Genomic DNA, 19,277 nt, shown 5'->3' with positions numbered 1-19,277 from the left:
GGCGGGTACTCTTTAAATACAAAGTTAACCGTAGTCAAAAGGCGTAAAAAATCTGATTACAAAGATACAGCAGAAAAATTTCTTGGGATGGGGTACAGATTGATGATACTAACTGTAGATCGTCAGCAAAAAGTGGACATTTGATATTAAAAAGTTAAGGAGTGTTTTCATAAAAAGAGTAATTTTAATACATGACCTTTGCTTAAAACTTCAAATTTATTTATTATGAACAATCAAGACAATTTCCTGAAATTGTTATTATTTTTAACAATAACTACCATGCCATGTCTGAACTCATGTGCCACAGAAAATACATATAAACAAGAAGACATAATTTTCCCAGATGACCAGGATGATAAAGAAATTAACTTGGCTATAGTAGCCTATAATATTTACAACAATAATATTTATTTTAACAAATCTTTCTCGATACCAGATAATGCGCCGATGTATATAAAAAAAGAAATCTGGGAGAAAGAACAAAAAGCAATTGATGAACATAAGAAAAAATTTAAATTATTTACAGACATTATTCCCGAAGAATTTCGAAAAGAAATTACACAACTCACCTTTTTTTACCCTGAAGAAGGATCTAATGTATATGCTTATATTGGCGCTCGGAAAAAAAACTCTTTAAACCAGTTCTCTTTGGGACTTGCCTACGATGTAGAGAGGGGTAAAACGCAAATTCCTTCTTTTTCAGCACCGGATTATAAGCATAATACTTTGGGGTATGACATGACCACTTATGCTATGATTCATGAATTTGGACATTACATCACAAAAAACAAGACACAAGAGTACTTGTATTATTTTCCAGAAAGTGACAGCTATGGAAGTACTTATAAAGAAGGTTCATTTATAAAGCAAATCGTTAATATTTCATGGGAAAAAGTTTCAGAGTTACCAACAGACATATTGATGAATCCAAGCAAAATTTTTAATTCTCTACCAGGAGATTTTGTTAGTGCTTATGCATGTTCTTCAATGGATGAGGATGGAGCAGAAACATTTACTCATTTTGTGCTATTAAATGATAAACCTGAGGCTACAGATGGGAAAAATAAAAAAATACTTCTTTTTTATAAAGATCCAGAAATGATGAAAATAAGAACAGGAATCAGACAAAATTTGCAAAAATTAGGAATCGTACCAGGTACACCTAATATGTAATTAAAATTTAAGCGAGGTAAAATAGTATTGCTCATCTTTGAAAATTATTAAATGGAAATGTAACTTAAAGTCATATGAATTTTAGTGGTCAGTCGATTAAAGTTTAAAGATGATGATAAGATATTCAATAATACTCATCCCACAAAAATTTTGCAAATTGCACCTAATTAACATCAATAATTGAATAAGGTATTGTAAACTTACCTAAAAATGTATCCATTTAAAGATAGAGTTTTTGATTAAAAAAACTCTATCTTTAAATATGAAAAAGGGTATGTATTCAGAGAATCAGGTTTTTGGGTTCTCAAAGAACAAGTGTCATAGAAATATGCCGTGAACATGGCTTACTCAAGGTACTTTTTATCGTTTGAAGAGTAAATATTCAGGTTTGGAAGGTTCTGATATTCAAAGACTTTGAAATCTGGAGTCCGAAAATTCTAAGCTTAAGAAACTTTATACAGAAGGTTGTTTAAATATTGAAGCTTTAAAAAATGTTCTGTCAAAAAGTGTAAAGCCTTCTGGACAGTGTAAAATTGTTAACTTTATCCGTGAAAAATATAACGTAAGTGAAGGGAAAAGTTGTTTGGCAATTGGTATAATCAAGCGGAGCTATCGTTATAAAAGTATGAAAAATGACGATGAATTAATTGAGGCTATGATAAGACTTTCCTTTTCGTGAGGCCATCCCACTATGGAATATAAAAAAGCCCTGAAGAATTACCCCCTGGGATATTAACAATTTAGTAGTATTATAGTTTATCTCGAAACAATTATTTTCTGATTATAATCAATTGAATTACTGCTGATTTTCACCATGTAAACACCATTCAACAGTGTATTAACACTCACTGTATTTTGCTTATTAAGATTAATCTTCTCTGAAGAAACCAGTTTTCCTGTAAAATCATAAATAGAAACCGTAGTAATTCCTGAAAAATCTATTCCTGAAAGGTGTTGATGGTAAATTCTGTTTTCACCGGATTTGGATAGATGGATATCCTTTAGAGCTTGAAATAGCTTCATTTACTGCTAATACGCCACATTCTGCTGGGATAGTAAAATCCTCCACCTGATCATTTAAATCCAGAGCAGCATGATTGTTCCCAATACATATTACGTTAAGTCCTCCAGGAGCAGCATTTACTCCTAGCCCTCTCCTAGCAAAGTTCTCCAGGTCGTACACTCCCGTTTTAGCTTGGTCTGCCGCTAGAATTGGTATCTTTATCCTATATGAAGATTGGATTACATGATTGAAGTTTAAGCCCATCCATTACAAGCTGTAATACTCTGACGCTTCCACTGTTCGGATCTTCCAATACATTATTTTTGTAGCCATATTATTCAACATACTTCCAATGAAGGTCCCAAAGTATTGATGCCCAAAACAAAACCAATACTGTGAGCATCCGAAACAGTATAGTCTGATAAATTTTTCTTCATCACGTTTGTTCTCCCATAGGTATAATTATTAACTGCGAAATCCGGAGAATAGCCCGTATATATTATCTCAATGAAAAAGGTAAAGAAATTACTTCTTTTTTTGCTTTTGAGGGATGGTGGGCAAATGATTTGGAGAGCTTTCATCTTCAGACTCCATCAAAAAAAAATATCGAAATAATAGAATATGCTGAACTATTTATAATTTCCAGAAAAGATTTTGAACAGAGTTTTACCGATATTCCTAAACTTGAACACTATTGGCGAATCGTTGGAATCAATAGTTATTTAGCTCATATAAAAAGATTGTAGGCATTTCAAGATTTACCTGCACAGGAACGTTATGAAGATCTAATTAAACGATTTCCCGATATCGAGATCAGAATAAAACAAAAAACACATTGCTTCATATCTTGGTATTACACCTGAATCATTCAGTGTAATAAAAAGATTTATAAAGAAATAAATACTTAAGATTTCTTATTTGTATTCATTTTTCATCTCTTTAATTTCGACTTATCACTAAACAATTTTTTAATCTAAAATTAAATACAATGAACAGATTACTAGGAAAAGTTGCAATTATTACCGGAGCAGCCAGTGGAATGGGTGCTGTTGAAGCAAAATTAATTGCACAAGAAGGAGCTCAGGTTTTTCTCACTGACATAAATGAGGAAAAGCTTAAAGCGGTTAGCCAAGAAATCATAACTCTAGGGGGAAGTGCAGCTTACATGGTACATGATGTAAGTGATGAAAAACAATGGAGCTCAGTGATAAATGAGGTAATCAGGTTATATGGCAAAATCAATATTCTGGTTAATAATGCAGCAATTATAGGAGATATTGAAAGTCCGCTTGAAGAACGTAGTGTTAAGGAATTTAATAAAGTACTCAATATAAATCTTACAAGTCAATTTATAGGAATGAAATCCGTGATTCCTTTTATGAAAAAGGTAAAAGGCGGATCTATTATTAATATTTCTTCCATAGGTGGGATTGTAGGATCTGCTGGAGGTACTGGTTATACAGCATCGAAAGGAGGCTCCAGATTGTTATCAAAGGGAGCTGCTGTTGAACTAGCTCCATTTAATATCCGTGTTAACTCAGTACACCCAGGATTTGTAGACACTTCTATGAGTAAAAACATGCCAAATTACGAAGCATTCAAAAAAATGGCAGTAGAGGGAACACCACTAAGGAGAGGAGGAAAAGAAGAAGAAATTGCTTATGGAGTTATTTTTTTAGCATCTGACGAATCATCTTTTGTTACAGGTACAGAGTTAATCATTGATGGTGGAAATACAGCATTTTAATTAGTACTAAATTACTTAATATCAGATATTCTAAAAAAATAACATACAAAATTATTATGAAAGAAAAGAAAATAGATGTAGTACAGGAGATTACTTCTACAACAATAACTACAGAAGTATTAAATCGCCATCTTGATGCTTGGCGTGAGGGAAATATTGATAAGGTGATGGCAGATTGGAGCGATGATGGTGTATTAATAAACAGCTCCGGTATTGTCATAGGTAAACTAGCAATTCGTGAAGTTTATAAAAAGGTTTTTACGGAATATTTTCCTGATGATGTTCGAGCAACGGTAGATTTTAGTAAACAAAAAATTCATGGAGAGATTGCCTTTACTGAATGGGAAGGAGGTATTGCCAAATATGCTTCAGATACAATTATTGTAAGAGATGGTAAAAAAGTGGCCCATGTTTTTGCAGCAGATTACACGGCATAAATTAATGTATAACCTACTTTTATGTAATATAATATTCGTTTGCGATTTATTAAATACAAAATGATTTAGAAATAAAATAATATGAAAGATCAGTTAAATAGAAAAGAATTTTTAAAAGCAGCAGGAATTTTATCTATAGGTGGGTTGGTCCTACCTTCATTACTAACAAGTTGTTCTTCCTCAGCGGATGAACAAGAAAATCAAGATACAACACCAACAACTTCCGCACAAGAAACATCTAAGGTATTAAATCGTCATCTAAATGCGTGGCGGGAAGGAAATATTGATAAGGTTATGGCCGATTGGAGTGATAACGGTATACTAATAAATAGTTCTGGTATTTTTATAGGTAAACCAGCAATTCGTGAAATTTATAAAAAGGTTTTCACTGAATATTTTCCCGATGATATTCGAGCCATGGTAGATTTAAGTAAAAGCCAAATTCAGGGAGAGATTGCCTTTACTGAATGGAAAGGAGGTATTGCTAAATACGCTGCAGATGTAATTATCGTGCGAAACGGTAAAAAAGTAGCTCATACTTTCTCTGCTAATTATATATAAAATATTAATTCGCTGTTTAATTACTTAATGATTATATTGAGTAATTATCAAGATTAAAATAAACTCCTACTAATGAAAAATTTAAATGCAGAAATAGTTAGAAATTTTCTTCGTGATTATGGAGGTACAACATTATTTTCTAAATATTATTGCTGAAAATATTTTTCACAAATTTGATATTGAACACATATTTGGACAGGGGAGAATATATTGCTGTATTCGGAAGTATAGAAATAGAATCAAAAAAAACAAATCAAAAAGGACAATCTCCATTTTCAATTCGAATTCAAATTCAAAATGAAAAAAATAATTCTTTTTCATTTTTTAGAAGATACTATTGAAACTTATACTACATTCAAAACAGGTGGAAAGTGGAAAATTTCAAATGCAAATAGTGAGTTTGATATTTAACCTATTCTGATTGTCTTATTGTTATCTAATGATTATATTTTGACAAAAATTCATTGATTGTATTACTAAATGGACAACCAAATGGCGAGTTTCGTTTATTAAAAAGATATGATTTGCTTAAATGAATACATATCTTTAAGATATATACTGAAAAGGGAAAATTACTAAGAAAGTACTCAAGGAGTAATATGATCATTAAAACAGATTATATACAAAACCATCCCATGACAGTGTAAACACAAAAAATCGGAGTTCGTAAGGGCTCTGATTTTTTTCACTTCTAATCTTATGCAAACAATAAAGTCACAAGATATAATTTTTGAACAATTTAAGATTAGCTAACAATTCAAAGACTTTATGATCAGGATATACTGTCAGAAAACGCTCCTGTAAGTTAACAAGAAAGGATTATTTACAAAATATTTTCCGGAAATTCAGGAGACATTATTTTACAGACAAAGAACTATGTTCCTATAACTACGGTAGAAGTATCTATAAAAAGGGGATTACTACGACTCAGCACTTACTTTCTATATATAATGGCTTTATTACGTTCTGGATGGAAAAGGAATATTTGGAGCTAATTTTACTCTACCTACTACTTTTCATTCATCGGCAAAGGTATTGAACCAGAATGGGCTAATTTGAAAAAAATCTCCGAAGAGGATTAAAGTATCCATTCTTTTCACACAGGCAAAAATAAAAAAATTAGACTCTCGTTTTTTGAACTTTAGTGAAATTTGGTAATGCATAAAGTAGTGATATTACATATTAGTTTTATAGTTTACTAATAATCCAATGCGTCTAGTATCATTTCTAATTTTTAACTTGTTCATTGTACAGAATTGAGAAATAACATATTTCGCTGTAAAAAATAACAACAGCATCAATGTTGATACTGTTGTTAAAATTATTTTAGCACATCATAATATGATTTTATTGAGACCAATTTAATTTAGAGGCTATAAAACCCAATGTTCCTTGGAACAATATACTAAGAGTAAATATAGGTCTCTTGGAAGTTTTTTTACAATAAGCAAAATGCTTAAAAGAATTAGTACTGTAATTATAATCTACCATCATCTTTTGTATATTGTAACCGCATCATTTACCAAACTACGGCATCGGCCAGGTTACTCTTTTCCTGTGATGCTACTCCATATGCATATATCGCGAACGTCCATTTTTCTTTATCATCTTTTTTTAATACCCAAAGTTCTCTGAATATTGGAGACTTGACCTCCCCTGATTTGATTTCAGTAACAGAACCCGTTGTATCTACCGATCTTACGTACGCTAAATCACCCGCAACATACGCATCCATGATATTAATGATATTACCTTCATTAAACTTAATAACATTTACAAGCTCAGTGTATACTTTCTCTATATCCTTAAGTCCACTAATTGGTCTTTGATTTTCTGGAATTAGAACAGAATCTTCATTAAAAATTCTCATAATGTTGGAAAGCGAGCCTTCTTTGAGTGTACGATTGTATCCAGCAACGACTTGTATTACTTGTTCTACTTCAGGTGTCAATACAAACTTTGCTTCTTTCAAAATTGAATAATCCATTTTTATTTAAATTTTAAATTAATAATTTTTTTTAATTTGATCTGCAATATATTCAGCAGCCATAATTACTGTTGGGTTAGTGGCTACAGAAGGTACATCAGGTAGTATTGAAGCATCAGCTATATACAATCCATTGAGTCCATATACTTTCCCTTTATTATCAACAACAGCCTTTGGATCATTTTTTCCTCCCATTGGTGCGGATGAAGTAATGTGCAAACAAGATTCTACATTTTTACGAATTAATACCTCTAGTTCCTCTGATGAAGAAGGAAGTAAATTACCATCGCTAAACATTACAGAGGTAATTTGGCCTTTGAGAGGTTTTTATTCTAATATATTTATAACTTTTCTAATAGCCTCTACCATAATTTTATATTCATTGTCCTTAGAAAGAAGGTTTAGACTAACTCTAGGGGACGCTAAAATATCATTAGGATCAAGTTGTAGTTTCCCTCTGGACACAGGACGGCAACCACAGACTATAATGCCAAACGCTTTTCCTGTTGGTGATTTCGACAGGTCTGCAAAATGGTTAAAGCCCAAATAGTAATCAAGTTCACCACCTTCTGCATAACTAGATTGCTCCCAAACCTTTCCTCCAATAGGAGGAAAGGAATCTTCATCTCCATTAATATTAACCTGTAGGTAAATTTGAGGTTGATCCATTACAAATTGTCCAACGGGTAGATCAGCAATTACTGGAATTTTCAAAGATTCAAGTTGCTTCCTTGAACCGAGGACAGAACGAAGCAAAATTCCACCGGTACCAATAGTGCCACAAGACAATATTATGTTCTTGGCAAATATTGTATTGCCATCGTTCAACACGACACCTTTCACACTTCCATTATCAAAGATAATTTTACTAACTGTGGTATTTCCTACAATATTTAAATTTGGTCTCTCACGTACTTTCTCAGCCAAATATGAAATTCCTGTATTTAATCGAATACCACGATTGATATTAATGGAATATATTCCCACTCCTTTTGGGAAAGGAATATTTAAATCTTCTTGAAATGATATCCCGGTATTAATAGCGGCCTCTACAAAATCTTTAGCTGTGTTTGTAATTTCATCTATTTTAAGTAGATGGACAGATATTGGTCCGTTTCGGCCATGTCATTTATCATCACCAAAATCCGCTGCTTCAATTTTTTTATAATAAGGTAATACCTGAGAAAATTCCCATCCTTTTAACCCGTTTTTTGTCCAACGATCAAAATCAGATTTTGGTGCACGCAAAAATGCGGCAGCATTTATCGCTGCCCCCCTCCAAGTACTTTAGCTCTAAATAGACCTTTTGTAGGAATTTCAGAATTGATTTCCTTAGAAACATCCCAAACAGAATCCTTATCTCCTCCAATATATTTCGCTAAAGCAATTTGCTCAGGATACCCATTAGGCTTATACACCTCTCCAGCTTCGATCAATAATACAGAAATATCTTCTATTTCACTTAATCGACTAGCCATCACAGCACCTCTGTTCCACCGCCAATGATAATAGTATGATAGGATAATTGATTTTTTTTCATTTCAATTCTTATTTATTATTTTCAAAATTAGATCAGTAATTTGCAAATTGTCTTAATAAATATTAAGAAGAAAAATTAATTTTATTATTATACTATGCTTTTTGATGTAGATTTTGAAGTTTTATAAGTTAGATCGCTAATATTTAAAAAGAAGAGATAAAAAATAAATTAAATTTGACGAATATAAAATCTGTCAATCTACATTATCATATAGATTAGATATGCACAGCTAACGGTTTGCTTTCCATCAATAAAACAACACCTTCTTTTTTAAATTTCCAATTAGTAAAAGGAACAAAAAAAATGTTTTTTCCGCCAATTTGCATGAACCGCACCAAATCATGTATGCGTCAATAAAAGATCTTATTGATAAAACCGTTATCTCTACATGATTTGGATACTCATTTTTATTAATGATTATTTCATTGGGTAAATACACGCTATAAATATTAGCATTTCATGACCATAGGAGACGGAACCTATCTGAAAGAATAGACCGCAGAAAAGCAGGACTTGATTATTCCGGACAACTTCGGATTACATGCGCTGGATAATCTTAAACATCAGAATTTTATGGGAATAATTGAATACAGACATGAAAACGTTCTACAATTATTGCCTGGCAGTTACCTGTAAGTACATAGCATAAAGTTATAGGAGAGCAGACGATTGCAGATGAAATTCTCGACAGATAGGTACACAACTCTCTAAGAATAGAACTTAAAGGGGAATCTCTGAGAAAAAATAAGACAGAACAAACATAAACAAGGAGTTAATACTCCGTAATTTTGTATTTCAGCAATACTTTCTTGTAAGTAAAATCACTATATATTTGAGCAACGAAAAGCATGTCATAGCAGATTTTTCTAATTTACTGATTACTGCCCATCATTCTACAAAACCATACAACATGTGATATTTGATAATTACATATTTCGCTTGTAGTCAAATACTCTTTAGCTTGAAATTTATTATATTCAATAGTATTTCTTATTAATAATTTTAATTTTGTATCTAATGCAATATATTTGCAATGCAATTAAAGTATATAATAATCACGCTATAAACCAATTAGCATTATAAAATATTTTACACATTTAAATAAAATTTACTTTGAAAACACCGGACATTTCATTTCTATTACTTTGCTATTAAAGTTTGGTAATATAAGGGTAAAGAGAAAGGATGCTCAACAACAACATCCCTTTTCAACACTATTAACCTATTAATATATCTCTCCTTCCAACCTCCAATTCAAATCCAATAATTAAAATCACTAGTGATATACTTTTAACTCTCCAAATCTGTAATTTCTACTTATTTCTAATCGTTATTTTTAGATGAGCTATTTAATAATTGATGTTCCCAAAGCTAACTGATTCCGAAATTTGCTTGATGCTCAACCATAATTTCATTCATTGCGGAACAGTATTTTGACGTGCCAATCCCTTTGAAATTCTCCTCCAAAAAAACTCCACTTAATTGGATCATCCTTTGGATTGCCATTTTCATATGCCCCCAATGTTGTTCCTCTTGAGGCATCTGTAACTACAAATAAATCACATCCTTCTCCTGCTGCTTGGATAGCTAGCATCGCCAGACAGACCTCAGTCCACAGAGCAGCAATTACTTTTTTCTCCTTGTCTCTGTAACCCAATCCACTGCATTAGGATCTTCCCTGGAATTAATCATTGTTCTGTTAAATGGTTTCTGTTCAGGGAAAACTTCCAGAAGCTGCTGTACCAAGCTGCCGCCAAGATTTTCTACAACAGTGGTAAAAAGGGTGGGAACTTCAAATGCTTTATCCGTTTTTTGCAAGACCTACTACATTATTTATTATCGTTTGAGAATCATGGCTTCTGAGAGTGGCAAATTGAAATGGCTGATGATCTATTAAGATCAATACACAATTTTCAGGGCTTAAGAGAGCTTTGGAGCCCTCCTTTGATTAATAAATTTGTCATAATTCTAGATTGTTAATAATTATTATATGATGCACGAACCAGTTACTGTTACTTCTACTGATCGCAGCCAATTTTATACTTCAATATTTCTCCTCCTCCATTATTTGTACCATATCCTACAATAGTGTCTGTTCTTATGTTTTTATTACATAAATAAGTTATGGTAACAGAACAATCATGAGGTATATCAATCCAGACAGTTTTACTATCTCCAACTTCAAGTTTATCTATATTTTCGACTTCGCAACCTGAAATATTTAAGTCCGTCAATATTGATGTACCAGAGTTTGTTAATGTTACTCGAATCATATTTATCAAAATAATTATAATCCAACAATACAAAAGCAGAACAATAATATTCATCGAAACAAAGCCAGCAGTTTTTAGCAATTTTTTATTCGCTTCTTTTATTTCTTTTGCTAGAATTAACCCCAAAACGATCATATTAATTATGATGGCTATGCCAATAACAAATAGGACCATTATTGTTTCGGGTTTCCAAAAACATAGTCCAAAAAAAAATGTTCCAAGTAAAAATGATACTAATCCTGTTATTTTTCCAATTTTTATGAGGTAGTCTGCAGTCATTTTATAAAATTTAGTTAGTGATATTATTAAACCAAATATGGCTTCGTTAATTTAAGAATTCGCAATTTATATTGTAGTCCACCAATAACTTTTGTAGAATTAAGATAGGAATCCCTTGATTTATGGCATATTCATCTCAGTATCGCTAATTCCAGTTAAAAGCATTCTTATTCTAAACAAAAGCATTAAGACTGAAGTGGTTTCAGTTGGTCAGATCAAACTTTGCACAACCTCATAAGAAACTCACATTTTCTTTTCTTATGAATATTGATTAATCCCTCCGTCTGTCTGGATCATATTACAACAATTATAAATATTCTAATCCTCTATCGTTGTTGTTTTTATTTTATAAACTTATGTAAATAATTTAAAGATATCTTAAGCGTCAATATTAATATATTTAAAGCACTAAAAAAATCAAACATCTGTTAAAATATTTTAAGTAAGCTGTGCATTAATAAGAAAAATGGTTTTTATAAAGTATAATCTCTGGTTATTAAAAGATAACACTCTATTTTAACCCTTCCCTACACTGGTTAAAAATAAATCCTATCATTTAGCAGCTTCTTCTGAATCCACGTTACTAAGTTTTATTATTCAGATACAAAACGATAGAACCCAAAATTACATTACGAAAATCTTTTATAAGACAGTTGATATACTTAAAATATTGATTTCATGCGGGGACTTAATTGATTATAATGGTAACACTAATCAGAATATTGTGTCTTCAAAATTTCAAATTGTGTCGACCCGTTATTGTTTTTAGAATCTTCAATTTTATGTTTCAATTCTGGATCTAATTTATCTAAAATACATCCCAATGCAGCTCCTTTAGCATATGAAGCTGTTCTAGATAAAAATGGATATAATAAGCTATTTTTTGTAATATATTCTATAGTCTGTTCAAAATCCACTGCTTTTCCGTGTGCATTTGTTATCAAAGGTCTATCTTCATTACTAAGGACCGAATACCTATATTCTAAATAACGTGCAGTTCCTTCTATAGCTTCAACTATTAGTTTCTCCTATAAGTTGAGGCCATTTTTTGTAACGCTTATTTCGAATTTCCACCCATTTCCTCATAATCAAATCCAATTGTTCTAGATCGTTTGTTTTTATTCCCCTATCCAATAGTATATATTCTTTTTTCAGAAGATCAAAATGCTCTTTACAAACTGGATAAATATCGATATAATCCTTACCATTCTGGTCGTAAGACCAATTTTTCTGCACGTAAATATGAAAATCCTCATGCATTGAAAAATACTTAAATCCGGAAATACAGAATCTGTTTTAAATAATTCCGGATAATATTTGAAAGCTAGTCTTTCCTTGTTATTTAGCATTGTGTAAGTAAATGCTGCAGGAAACCAATATTTGTAAATCGTCAGCAAAAAGTGGACATTTGATATTAAAAAGTTAAGGAGTATTTTCATAAAAAGAGTAATTTTAATTATGGCAACACCGAAAAAGAAACCGACCGAAAAATTTGTAAAAGATATTCGGCAAAACACCCGCAGAATATTTACCGCAGAGCAAAAGGTTCTAATCGTGATGGAAGGTCTTCGGGCTGAGACCTCCGTAGCCGAACTTTGTAGGAACCATAACATTGCACAATCGCAGTTTTATGCCTGGAACAAGGAGTTTATGGAAGCAGGAAAAAAGCGTCTCAATGGAGATGTCGCTCGTGAGGCTACGAGTGATGACGTACAACATGTAACCCATAACTATAAAGATCCTCGTTTATGTTAGCTATAGGAGAACGGACATTCAGATATTGTATATGAACTATCTTCTGAGAATATAATACTCCAAAAAAAAATTAGGGATAAGAATAATAAAAAGAAATCGTTTCATAAGTACTAATTTACGTCGCCAATGATTTCAACTATATACCCTTGTGCTCTAAGATCTGCAATTACTCCTGCCTGATAAGCCAGGCATGATTCTAAGGTAGGTTGATCCGAGGTATATAATTGTTGCCCTGTGATCTCCCCCATGCTATTGTAGAAAGTCACAGTCACTCCACATAATTGAAACATAGTTTCACTATCTGTAAGTTTTTCAAGTTTAATTTTCACTGTATTTTCAAAAGTGCTTTTCGCATTAACAAGTCCAGCAACTCCCAAAGCTGCTAAATGACTGATTTTTCCATTTTAATTTGAATTTGGGTTATAAGTATATTTTTTTGTAATGAAAAGATAACATTACAAATAATTTTCATTCTCAATTATGGAAATCCATAATTAATAAGCAATTTAATTACTTAACATTTAACAAATTAAATTATTGTAACATTTCCAAAATATTTATTGATACAATTTGTAACAATTTGCGTTTTTTGCTGATTTCATGGGCATAAAAAAGCGTATCCGAATACAAGCTAAAAAGCATTATGCTTTGTAAGTTACAAATACATTGAATTATAAATTTACAAGATCTATTCAAAAATAATAATGTGATTATGATCATAAACTATCCTATCATTAATGCCTAAGTTTGAAAAGGATAAAATCTAATAACTTTCATTATTTTGTGGTAACTTCCTCGGGCTGGGGAAGTTTTTAATGCAAAATCCCCAACCGAAGTTGAGGATAAAAAAACACAAATAGTGACTAAAAAATCACAAGGCTTTTAAAGATAATAAAAATTCAGATTATAAAAATTCAAAAAAAATTATAGGTACCACACGACATACAAAAGCGGCTTATAATTTGATGGGAAATTAATTGATCATTTTCTAAAAACATTATTAACCAAAACATTACTATTATGATAATAGGTGAAGAATTATTAATTAAGCATGGAGCGGTTAATAAATATTTTGCCCCTGGCGAAATAATTTTCCGCGAAGACTCTACTCCCAACCAATATTTTCAGATTGTTACAGGGATGGTGGAGCTATTTAATTTCCATCAAAATGGAAGAGAATTTACTCATAACATTTTATATGACGGACAAAGCATAGGGGAATCTTTATTATTTACTGAAAAGCCTTATCCAATGAGCGCAATTGCTAAAACAGATTGTAATATATTGTGCCTTGGGCGAAATGAATTTACAAGTTTAGCTGCTCAAAACTTTGATGTAATGCAAAATCTCTTGCAATGCATGTCCGAAAGGCTTTATCATAAATACGTAATGCTCTTCAATATGTCAAGTATTGAGCCATCAGTAAAGATCAAAACCATTTTAGATTATATTAAAGATTACAATTTAAGGAATATTTCTGATGCTTTTGAAGTGCCATTTACACGGCAGCAGATAGCAAACCTAACAGGTATGGCTGTAGAAACTGTAATACGTACAATCAAAAAAATGGAGGCTGATAATATTTTAACAATTGAAAAAGGAAAGATACTTTACTAGTCTATATAATACTCAGAACGCATTAAGAAAATATATACTCTGGAGTTCTTCAAATGAAGGGCTTCTTTTCAATAAAATCTCCAACCGAAGCTGAAGATATAATTTACAAACTTGACCAAATATTCACATTCTTAAAAATTTACAATAGCTAAGTAATAAAACAGTTTATGATCACAATCATAAAAACACTTATTCATATTTACTAAATTAGAATATTAGTTTTTTAACTAAATCCATTAGGTTTGATAGCTTCTCTTAACAGGGAAGCTTTTTCGTGAAACTTTTAAAATTATTTTAATACTGGATAAGAGTCTTTCATTTGAAGGGCTCTTTTTTTTAATGAATAATCCCCACTTTAGCGGGAATATTAGAAAAGCTTTTAGTTGATTATCTTATGAGGATCTCCAAAATACCTTTTTGGTGATGAACAGAAAATATGATATTCTTTTTAAAGAATATTAACCTAATTAAGTGTCAGTTTTTAATACTCATCATGTTATGTTAAGCACAGCTATAAGGAGGGCTTGGCCCTGTACACCTATCATTGATACAGCATGCACCTTTAAAACATGGAAGTCCTGCCGGACCGCATGGTTCTTCCCCGCCGCCACTAATTCATTTCAATTCTTTTCTATATACTTTTTTTTAACGGTTCATGATTTATAGTTCTATGATTAAAGTATAATTAATACTTATTAAAACATTTTTTCTTTTCCCAGATTTCTTCTTCAATTATTTTTTCTTACAGCGTTATTAGATTTATACTCAGCCTCAACAGCATAAACTCTGATGTTTCTGTCTCCAAAGCAATACTTTGAATTTTTTAGAAAAAAATATAATACGCCGACTTTTGTCGCTACTCACACCTACTTTTGTATTAGTAATTAAATGATAAGAATTTTAGGTGTTTATTTTTATATGCCCAATAAAAATATACAAAAAATTTTGATTACTCAAACCCAATGCCGGGGATTATACAGCAAAAATTACAATTAACATTTTAAAAAGAAAAAATCATGGCAGAATTAACAAGACAACAAAAAGAAGCAATTGCTTGGGCTGATGTAGTAGCAGGATTAATGACAGCAGAGACAGGGTTTGTAAGCCTTTTCATAGCTGCTGCAGCTTCAATGGCATACTACAGCTAATGAAGGTTGGAAAGCTATTGTTACTGAAGAACCTATTCTTCCAAGCAACAGTAATAATTATGGTATTTTACATAATCTTACATGTGAAAAGTACTTAACAGACGGATATGATCAGGTTACTTATAACGAGGTTCTTATTACTGCGGTTAAGGTAAGGCCTGATCTGGCTGGTGAAATTTACGCAATTGCAGAGGATTATTTCCAGGAGAAAGTAGAAATGGCGGTGAATAAAAATTTGATATCTGTAGATGATAAATTAAATGCAATACTCGATACTGTTCCATTGAATGCTGCTGATACAGATAAAATCTATCAACTGTTAAATTCCCTCCCATTTTGATGGAAATTAAATAATTCCACCATCCCTGTAACAATCTGAAAATACAGGTTAGGAGTAGAGTCTTCGCGGAAAATTATTTCGCCAGGGGCAAAATATTTATTAACCGCTCCATGCTTAATTAATAAATCTTCACTTATTATCATAATCGCAATCTTGTGGGGTTAAAAAATGTTTTAATAAAGATTATTAAGGTTTACTATCAAATTATAAGCTTTTTTGTTTATGTGTGGTCCCTAATAAGATTTTGGGTAAAATAAAAATTAGGTCTTCATTTTAAACAACCATTGATTATATTTATTAATTAGCTTTAAGATTTATTCTATCATTATTTTAACCTAACTAAGGCTTGGTAAAATACCCCATTTATTCCAACGGCGATACCTCCCTGTAGCCTCCATCCGATTAATAAATTTGCTTCAACAACTTCATAAAGACCATCAAGGGACTCGTTACTAACAACTCGATATTCCATATTTTTTAAATTATATATTATAATAAACTTTATAGCTATAAATTTATTTAATTCTTAGATAAATATAGTAAATTTACTATTCAATAGTTTTGTTTTCTACAAAACATTGATGTTTTTTTGACCTGTCTTCGGACAGGTTTTTTTATTTAAAGAATCTCCCAACATATTATCATGATCACATCTTTGTTAAAATTTCAACTTTATTAAAATACAACCAATCCTAAAGCTACCCTAGAAGTTTCTGGTGAACCAACTAATATTTCAAAAATGGATGGTATTATTCCGCCCAAAACTACAGGAGCTGAGTTACGAGCAAAAAATTATGGAGCTGATCAAACAGGAGCTATGGTATATATTACACTTGCAGATCCAGCTCCATCAGGTCAAACGATCAATGTAACAAGAACGGGGTATTTTTCTTTTAATGGTACGATATGGCAAGCTATTTCAACTCCCCCTTTAAATCTACCTAATGGTACAGGAACTGTTATTATGATTGATGGGGAGCAGCAAATAGCTCAGGAAATTTCTGCTAGAATGTCTACAAATTGGGAGACAGGTACTATAGCAACTACACCACTAGCAATCAATAACATTACAACTAAAATTATTGACAATTATAATACATTTACAGGAACAAGCACCAACAATTCTTTCACGATTAACGCTAATGGTACTTATTTAGTAACAATGAATTTTTCCGTACAACCTCAAGGAAACGCTTATAGTGGAGATTTTTACTATGGACTTTATAATAATACAGATAATAAATGGGAATCTCAGCTATTACAAACAATAACTTTAGCAGATGGAGAAGTAAGCAACTTAAGTTTTAATGTAGCTATGGACCTTGTTACAGGTAAAACTTATTCTTTTAGAATTATGAAAAGAATTGCAACAAAAATATTCATCCGGGGAGAATTAAGTGGAAATCCTTCTACTTTTTTTTCAGTTAACAGACTTAAATAAGAAATGGAAGCAAGGATTATGATTTGTGAAAAGCGGGTAAAGTCAATTCAGGCTACAAAACCAAAATAGATTCTAATCTACAATTTTGACAAATACATCAAAGTTCAGAGAAAGATTTTGCAAAGCTAAGGACGAGAAAACTAGTTAATTTATAAATAAAACAACCAGTTGTCGGTAGTTCTAGTGAAATCATTAGTCCTTAGATTTGGTGTTGAAAACAACTGCAGTTGGGAAATCAATCTAAATATAATTGAGAAAACACCTGCTGTGATAGCAGGTGTTTTTTTATATCATGGCATCCAACCTATTACATCTACCAGTCTTTCACACGATAACTTCATTTGGCTATATTATGAAATTTGGGAATAGATTGTTGTTCTACTAATATGATTAAAGTAATTTATTTTTTGAGATTGTCCTTCTATCTTCAATATATTTTACACTCACAATTTTATCTCGAATAAATTCAGTTTTATTTTTTCGGTCAACAAACACGTCATCTGAAAGCCTATGAAAAAATTCACTTTCAATTTTTTCTCCTGTAATTAAAGTGATTATTCCGTCAAATGTACTTGTTTCAGCTTGTCTAATACTTTCTTCCAAACGTTCTTGTAAATCTTTTACAATCTGAAAGTAATACCCCACCACCTCTTCCCTACTGAAAAGCAGAGAGCCTCCGGCAAATGTTCTGAGTTCAGCGCTATGCAATCTCAGGCATTCCTCCTCAATCATTATATTGTTAAATTAGTGATGAATATAGCTTTTAATGTCTACTAGACTTTATGATTTGCAGCATAATGATATCATTTGTCAATCGTATTGATAGAATTAGGGAACAATCGTAATAAAAAGGTAGATCATAAATATGCCGATCAGCACAAATCCCTGCATAATGTTTGTTTTTCCTGTGGCCAGAGAAATCGTGATGATAAATAGCGATAGTCCCAAGAGAACGGTCGATTTGATGTCGATTCCCAATGTCATCCTAATCCCGCTCATTACTGATATGATCGCAATGGCAGGAATGCTCAGTCCGATGCTAGCCAGCGCAGAACCAAACGCCAGGTTCAGTGAAGTCTGTATCCTGTCATTTCTGGCCGCCCTGATTGCCGCAAGAGCTTCCGGTAAGAGCACAATTCCTGCAATGACAACACCTACTGCGGATCTTGGTGCTCCCACGGCTACCACTAGATATTCTACATCTCTTGAAAGAAGTTTGGCCATCAGAACAACCACACTTAAACTTACGATCAGCATAAAACTACTGATATACATTTGCTTTCTCGAAACTTTGACTTTACCTTCGTATTCCACAGTTTTTTCCTTCGCTTTGTCACTGGGCGATATAAAAAAGCTCCGATGCCTGATCGTTTGCACCATCGTAAACCCAAGATAAAGTGTCAGGCATAACAACGCAATAAACAAAAGCTGAAACGAAGTATACTCACCTCCTTTGTGGCTTACTGTATAGTTAGGTAATATCAGAACAAAAACAACCACTGCTGTTAAAGTGATCAGAGCCGTGCTCACGCCTTTCAAAGTAAAGGCTTGCTCCCGGTATCTTATTGATCCAATGACAATACAGATGCCAATAATTCCATTAAGGATGAGCATAACTGCTGCAAAGACCGTATCCCTTGCCAGGGTGATGGTCTCCAAACCTTCAGCTCCAAGCATAATGGAAATGATAAGGCCGACCTCGATGACTGTCATGGCAAAGGCCAAAAGAAGGGTGCCAAAAGGCTCACCCAGGTGGTGTGCAAGCACTTCGGAGTGATAGACTGCTGTGAGCACGCTTCCCAGTAACAGGATAGTTAACAGGATCGAATAATAGCCTGATGAAAAGATGAAGCTCCCAAAATAGAAGAGCCAAGATAAAAGCGGCACGACTATCGTCCAATACCGTAAATACTTATGTTGATTCATAAAGAAGAATACAATTTAATTTTTGATGGTGTAGAGCGTACCATCTTTTG

The 19,277-nt window shown here is 32.3% G+C and carries 18 protein-coding genes and 4 pseudogenes; 9 read left to right on the top strand and 13 right to left on the bottom strand.

Going from position 1 to position 19,277, the window contains the following annotated elements:
• The first annotated feature begins 225 nt into the window (after positions 1–225).
• Complete coding sequence (locus MTQ00_RS21960; protein WP_273651001.1) at positions 226–1,173, top strand: hypothetical protein; 948 nt, start codon at positions 226–228, stop codon at positions 1,171–1,173.
• A gap of 323 nt (positions 1,174–1,496) precedes the next feature.
• Positions 1,497–1,588: pseudogene (locus MTQ00_RS22425) on the top strand (transposase); the annotation flags it as partial.
• 341 nt (positions 1,589–1,929) lie between these two features.
• Here MTQ00_RS22425 and MTQ00_RS21955 read toward each other — a convergent pair.
• A complete protein-coding gene (locus MTQ00_RS21955; protein WP_273651000.1) occupies positions 1,930–2,196 on the bottom strand; it encodes a T9SS type A sorting domain-containing protein in 267 nt (88 codons plus the stop codon).
• Between the two features lie 203 nt (positions 2,197–2,399).
• Positions 2,400–2,495, bottom strand: a pseudogene (locus tag MTQ00_RS22420) (hypothetical protein); the annotation flags it as partial.
• A gap of 669 nt (positions 2,496–3,164) precedes the next feature.
• On the opposite strand from MTQ00_RS22420, the gene MTQ00_RS21950 reads away from it, so the two are divergent.
• The 3 genes from MTQ00_RS21950 to MTQ00_RS21940 all read left to right on the top strand — a co-directional run bounded on the left by MTQ00_RS21950 (position 3,165) and on the right by MTQ00_RS21940 (position 4,921).
• Positions 3,165–3,923, top strand: coding sequence for an SDR family NAD(P)-dependent oxidoreductase (locus MTQ00_RS21950; RefSeq protein ID WP_273650999.1), 759 nt, complete (start codon positions 3,165–3,167; stop codon positions 3,921–3,923).
• Positions 3,924–3,979: 56 nt separating this feature from the next.
• Positions 3,980–4,360: a nuclear transport factor 2 family protein gene (locus MTQ00_RS21945; protein ID WP_273650998.1), complete on the top strand. Its 381-nt coding sequence runs from the start codon at positions 3,980–3,982 to the stop codon at positions 4,358–4,360.
• An 81-nt stretch (positions 4,361–4,441) separates the two neighbouring features.
• Positions 4,442–4,921 carry a nuclear transport factor 2 family protein gene (locus MTQ00_RS21940; RefSeq protein ID WP_273650997.1) on the top strand — a complete coding sequence of 160 codons (480 nt, stop codon included), beginning with the start codon at positions 4,442–4,444 and terminating at the stop codon, positions 4,919–4,921.
• A 1,519-nt stretch (positions 4,922–6,440) separates the two neighbouring features.
• On the opposite strand, the gene MTQ00_RS21935 is transcribed toward MTQ00_RS21940, so the two are convergent.
• The 8 genes and pseudogenes from MTQ00_RS21935 to MTQ00_RS21905 all read right to left on the bottom strand — a co-directional run bounded on the left by MTQ00_RS21935 (position 6,441) and on the right by MTQ00_RS21905 (position 11,944).
• Entirely contained in the window at positions 6,441–6,872 is a 432-nt protein-coding gene (locus tag MTQ00_RS21935; protein WP_273650996.1) for a YybH family protein, read from the bottom strand.
• 54 nt (positions 6,873–6,926) lie between these two features.
• Positions 6,927–7,205, bottom strand: a complete 279-nt coding sequence (locus MTQ00_RS21930) for a GMC family oxidoreductase (protein ID WP_273650995.1) — start codon at positions 7,203–7,205, stop codon at positions 6,927–6,929.
• A gap of 30 nt (positions 7,206–7,235) precedes the next feature.
• Positions 7,236–8,156: pseudogene (locus MTQ00_RS21925) on the bottom strand (GMC family oxidoreductase N-terminal domain-containing protein).
• Positions 8,157–8,170: 14 nt separating this feature from the next.
• Positions 8,171–8,386 carry a hypothetical protein gene (locus tag MTQ00_RS22300; protein ID WP_337249978.1) on the bottom strand — a complete coding sequence of 72 codons (216 nt, stop codon included), beginning with the start codon at positions 8,384–8,386 and terminating at the stop codon, positions 8,171–8,173.
• 1,473 nt (positions 8,387–9,859) lie between these two features.
• On the bottom strand, positions 9,860–10,042 hold the full coding sequence (locus tag MTQ00_RS21920) for a hypothetical protein (protein ID WP_273650994.1): 183 nt from the start codon (positions 10,040–10,042) through the stop codon (positions 9,860–9,862).
• A 32-nt stretch (positions 10,043–10,074) separates the two neighbouring features.
• Entirely contained in the window at positions 10,075–10,266 is a 192-nt protein-coding gene (locus MTQ00_RS21915) for a hypothetical protein (RefSeq protein ID WP_273650993.1), read from the bottom strand.
• A 200-nt stretch (positions 10,267–10,466) separates the two neighbouring features.
• Entirely contained in the window at positions 10,467–11,000 is a 534-nt protein-coding gene (locus MTQ00_RS21910; protein ID WP_273650992.1) for a hypothetical protein, read from the bottom strand.
• A gap of 710 nt (positions 11,001–11,710) precedes the next feature.
• On the bottom strand, positions 11,711–11,944 hold the full coding sequence (locus MTQ00_RS21905) for a hypothetical protein (protein WP_273650991.1): 234 nt from the start codon (positions 11,942–11,944) through the stop codon (positions 11,711–11,713).
• A 514-nt stretch (positions 11,945–12,458) separates the two neighbouring features.
• Here MTQ00_RS21905 and MTQ00_RS21900 point away from each other — a divergent pair.
• Positions 12,459–12,716: pseudogene (locus MTQ00_RS21900) on the top strand (transposase); the annotation flags it as partial.
• A 149-nt stretch (positions 12,717–12,865) separates the two neighbouring features.
• Here MTQ00_RS21900 and MTQ00_RS21895 read toward each other — a convergent pair.
• Complete coding sequence (locus MTQ00_RS21895) at positions 12,866–13,045, bottom strand: hypothetical protein (RefSeq protein WP_273650990.1); 180 nt, start codon at positions 13,043–13,045, stop codon at positions 12,866–12,868.
• Positions 13,046–13,775: 730 nt separating this feature from the next.
• Between MTQ00_RS21895 and MTQ00_RS21890 the strand changes: the two genes are divergently transcribed.
• The 3 genes from MTQ00_RS21890 (at position 13,776) to MTQ00_RS21880 (ending at position 17,301) form a co-directional block, all read left to right on the top strand.
• On the top strand, positions 13,776–14,372 hold the full coding sequence (locus tag MTQ00_RS21890; RefSeq protein ID WP_273650989.1) for a Crp/Fnr family transcriptional regulator: 597 nt from the start codon (positions 13,776–13,778) through the stop codon (positions 14,370–14,372).
• A 1,016-nt stretch (positions 14,373–15,388) separates the two neighbouring features.
• Complete coding sequence (locus MTQ00_RS21885) at positions 15,389–15,520, top strand: hypothetical protein (protein WP_273650988.1); 132 nt, start codon at positions 15,389–15,391, stop codon at positions 15,518–15,520.
• Between the two features lie 1,079 nt (positions 15,521–16,599).
• The gene (locus MTQ00_RS21880; protein WP_273650987.1) at positions 16,600–17,301 is read left to right on the top strand and encodes a hypothetical protein; all 702 of its coding nucleotides are present in this window, start codon (positions 16,600–16,602) and stop codon (positions 17,299–17,301) included.
• A 390-nt stretch (positions 17,302–17,691) separates the two neighbouring features.
• Here the strand turns inward: MTQ00_RS21880 and MTQ00_RS21875 are convergent, their stop codons facing one another.
• Positions 17,692–18,033, bottom strand: a complete 342-nt coding sequence (locus tag MTQ00_RS21875) for a hypothetical protein (RefSeq protein ID WP_273650986.1) — start codon at positions 18,031–18,033, stop codon at positions 17,692–17,694.
• A gap of 96 nt (positions 18,034–18,129) precedes the next feature.
• A complete protein-coding gene (locus MTQ00_RS21870) occupies positions 18,130–19,227 on the bottom strand; it encodes a calcium:proton antiporter (RefSeq protein ID WP_273650985.1) in 1,098 nt (365 codons plus the stop codon).
• Positions 19,228–19,277 lie beyond the last annotated feature (50 nt).

Source organism: Chryseobacterium sp. B21-037 (assembly GCF_028570785.1).
Lineage (GTDB): Bacteria > Bacteroidota > Bacteroidia > Flavobacteriales > Weeksellaceae > Chryseobacterium > Chryseobacterium proteolyticum.
Note: the sequence above shows the minus strand (reverse complement) of the source record. Positions and strands in the feature narration are given on the sequence as shown.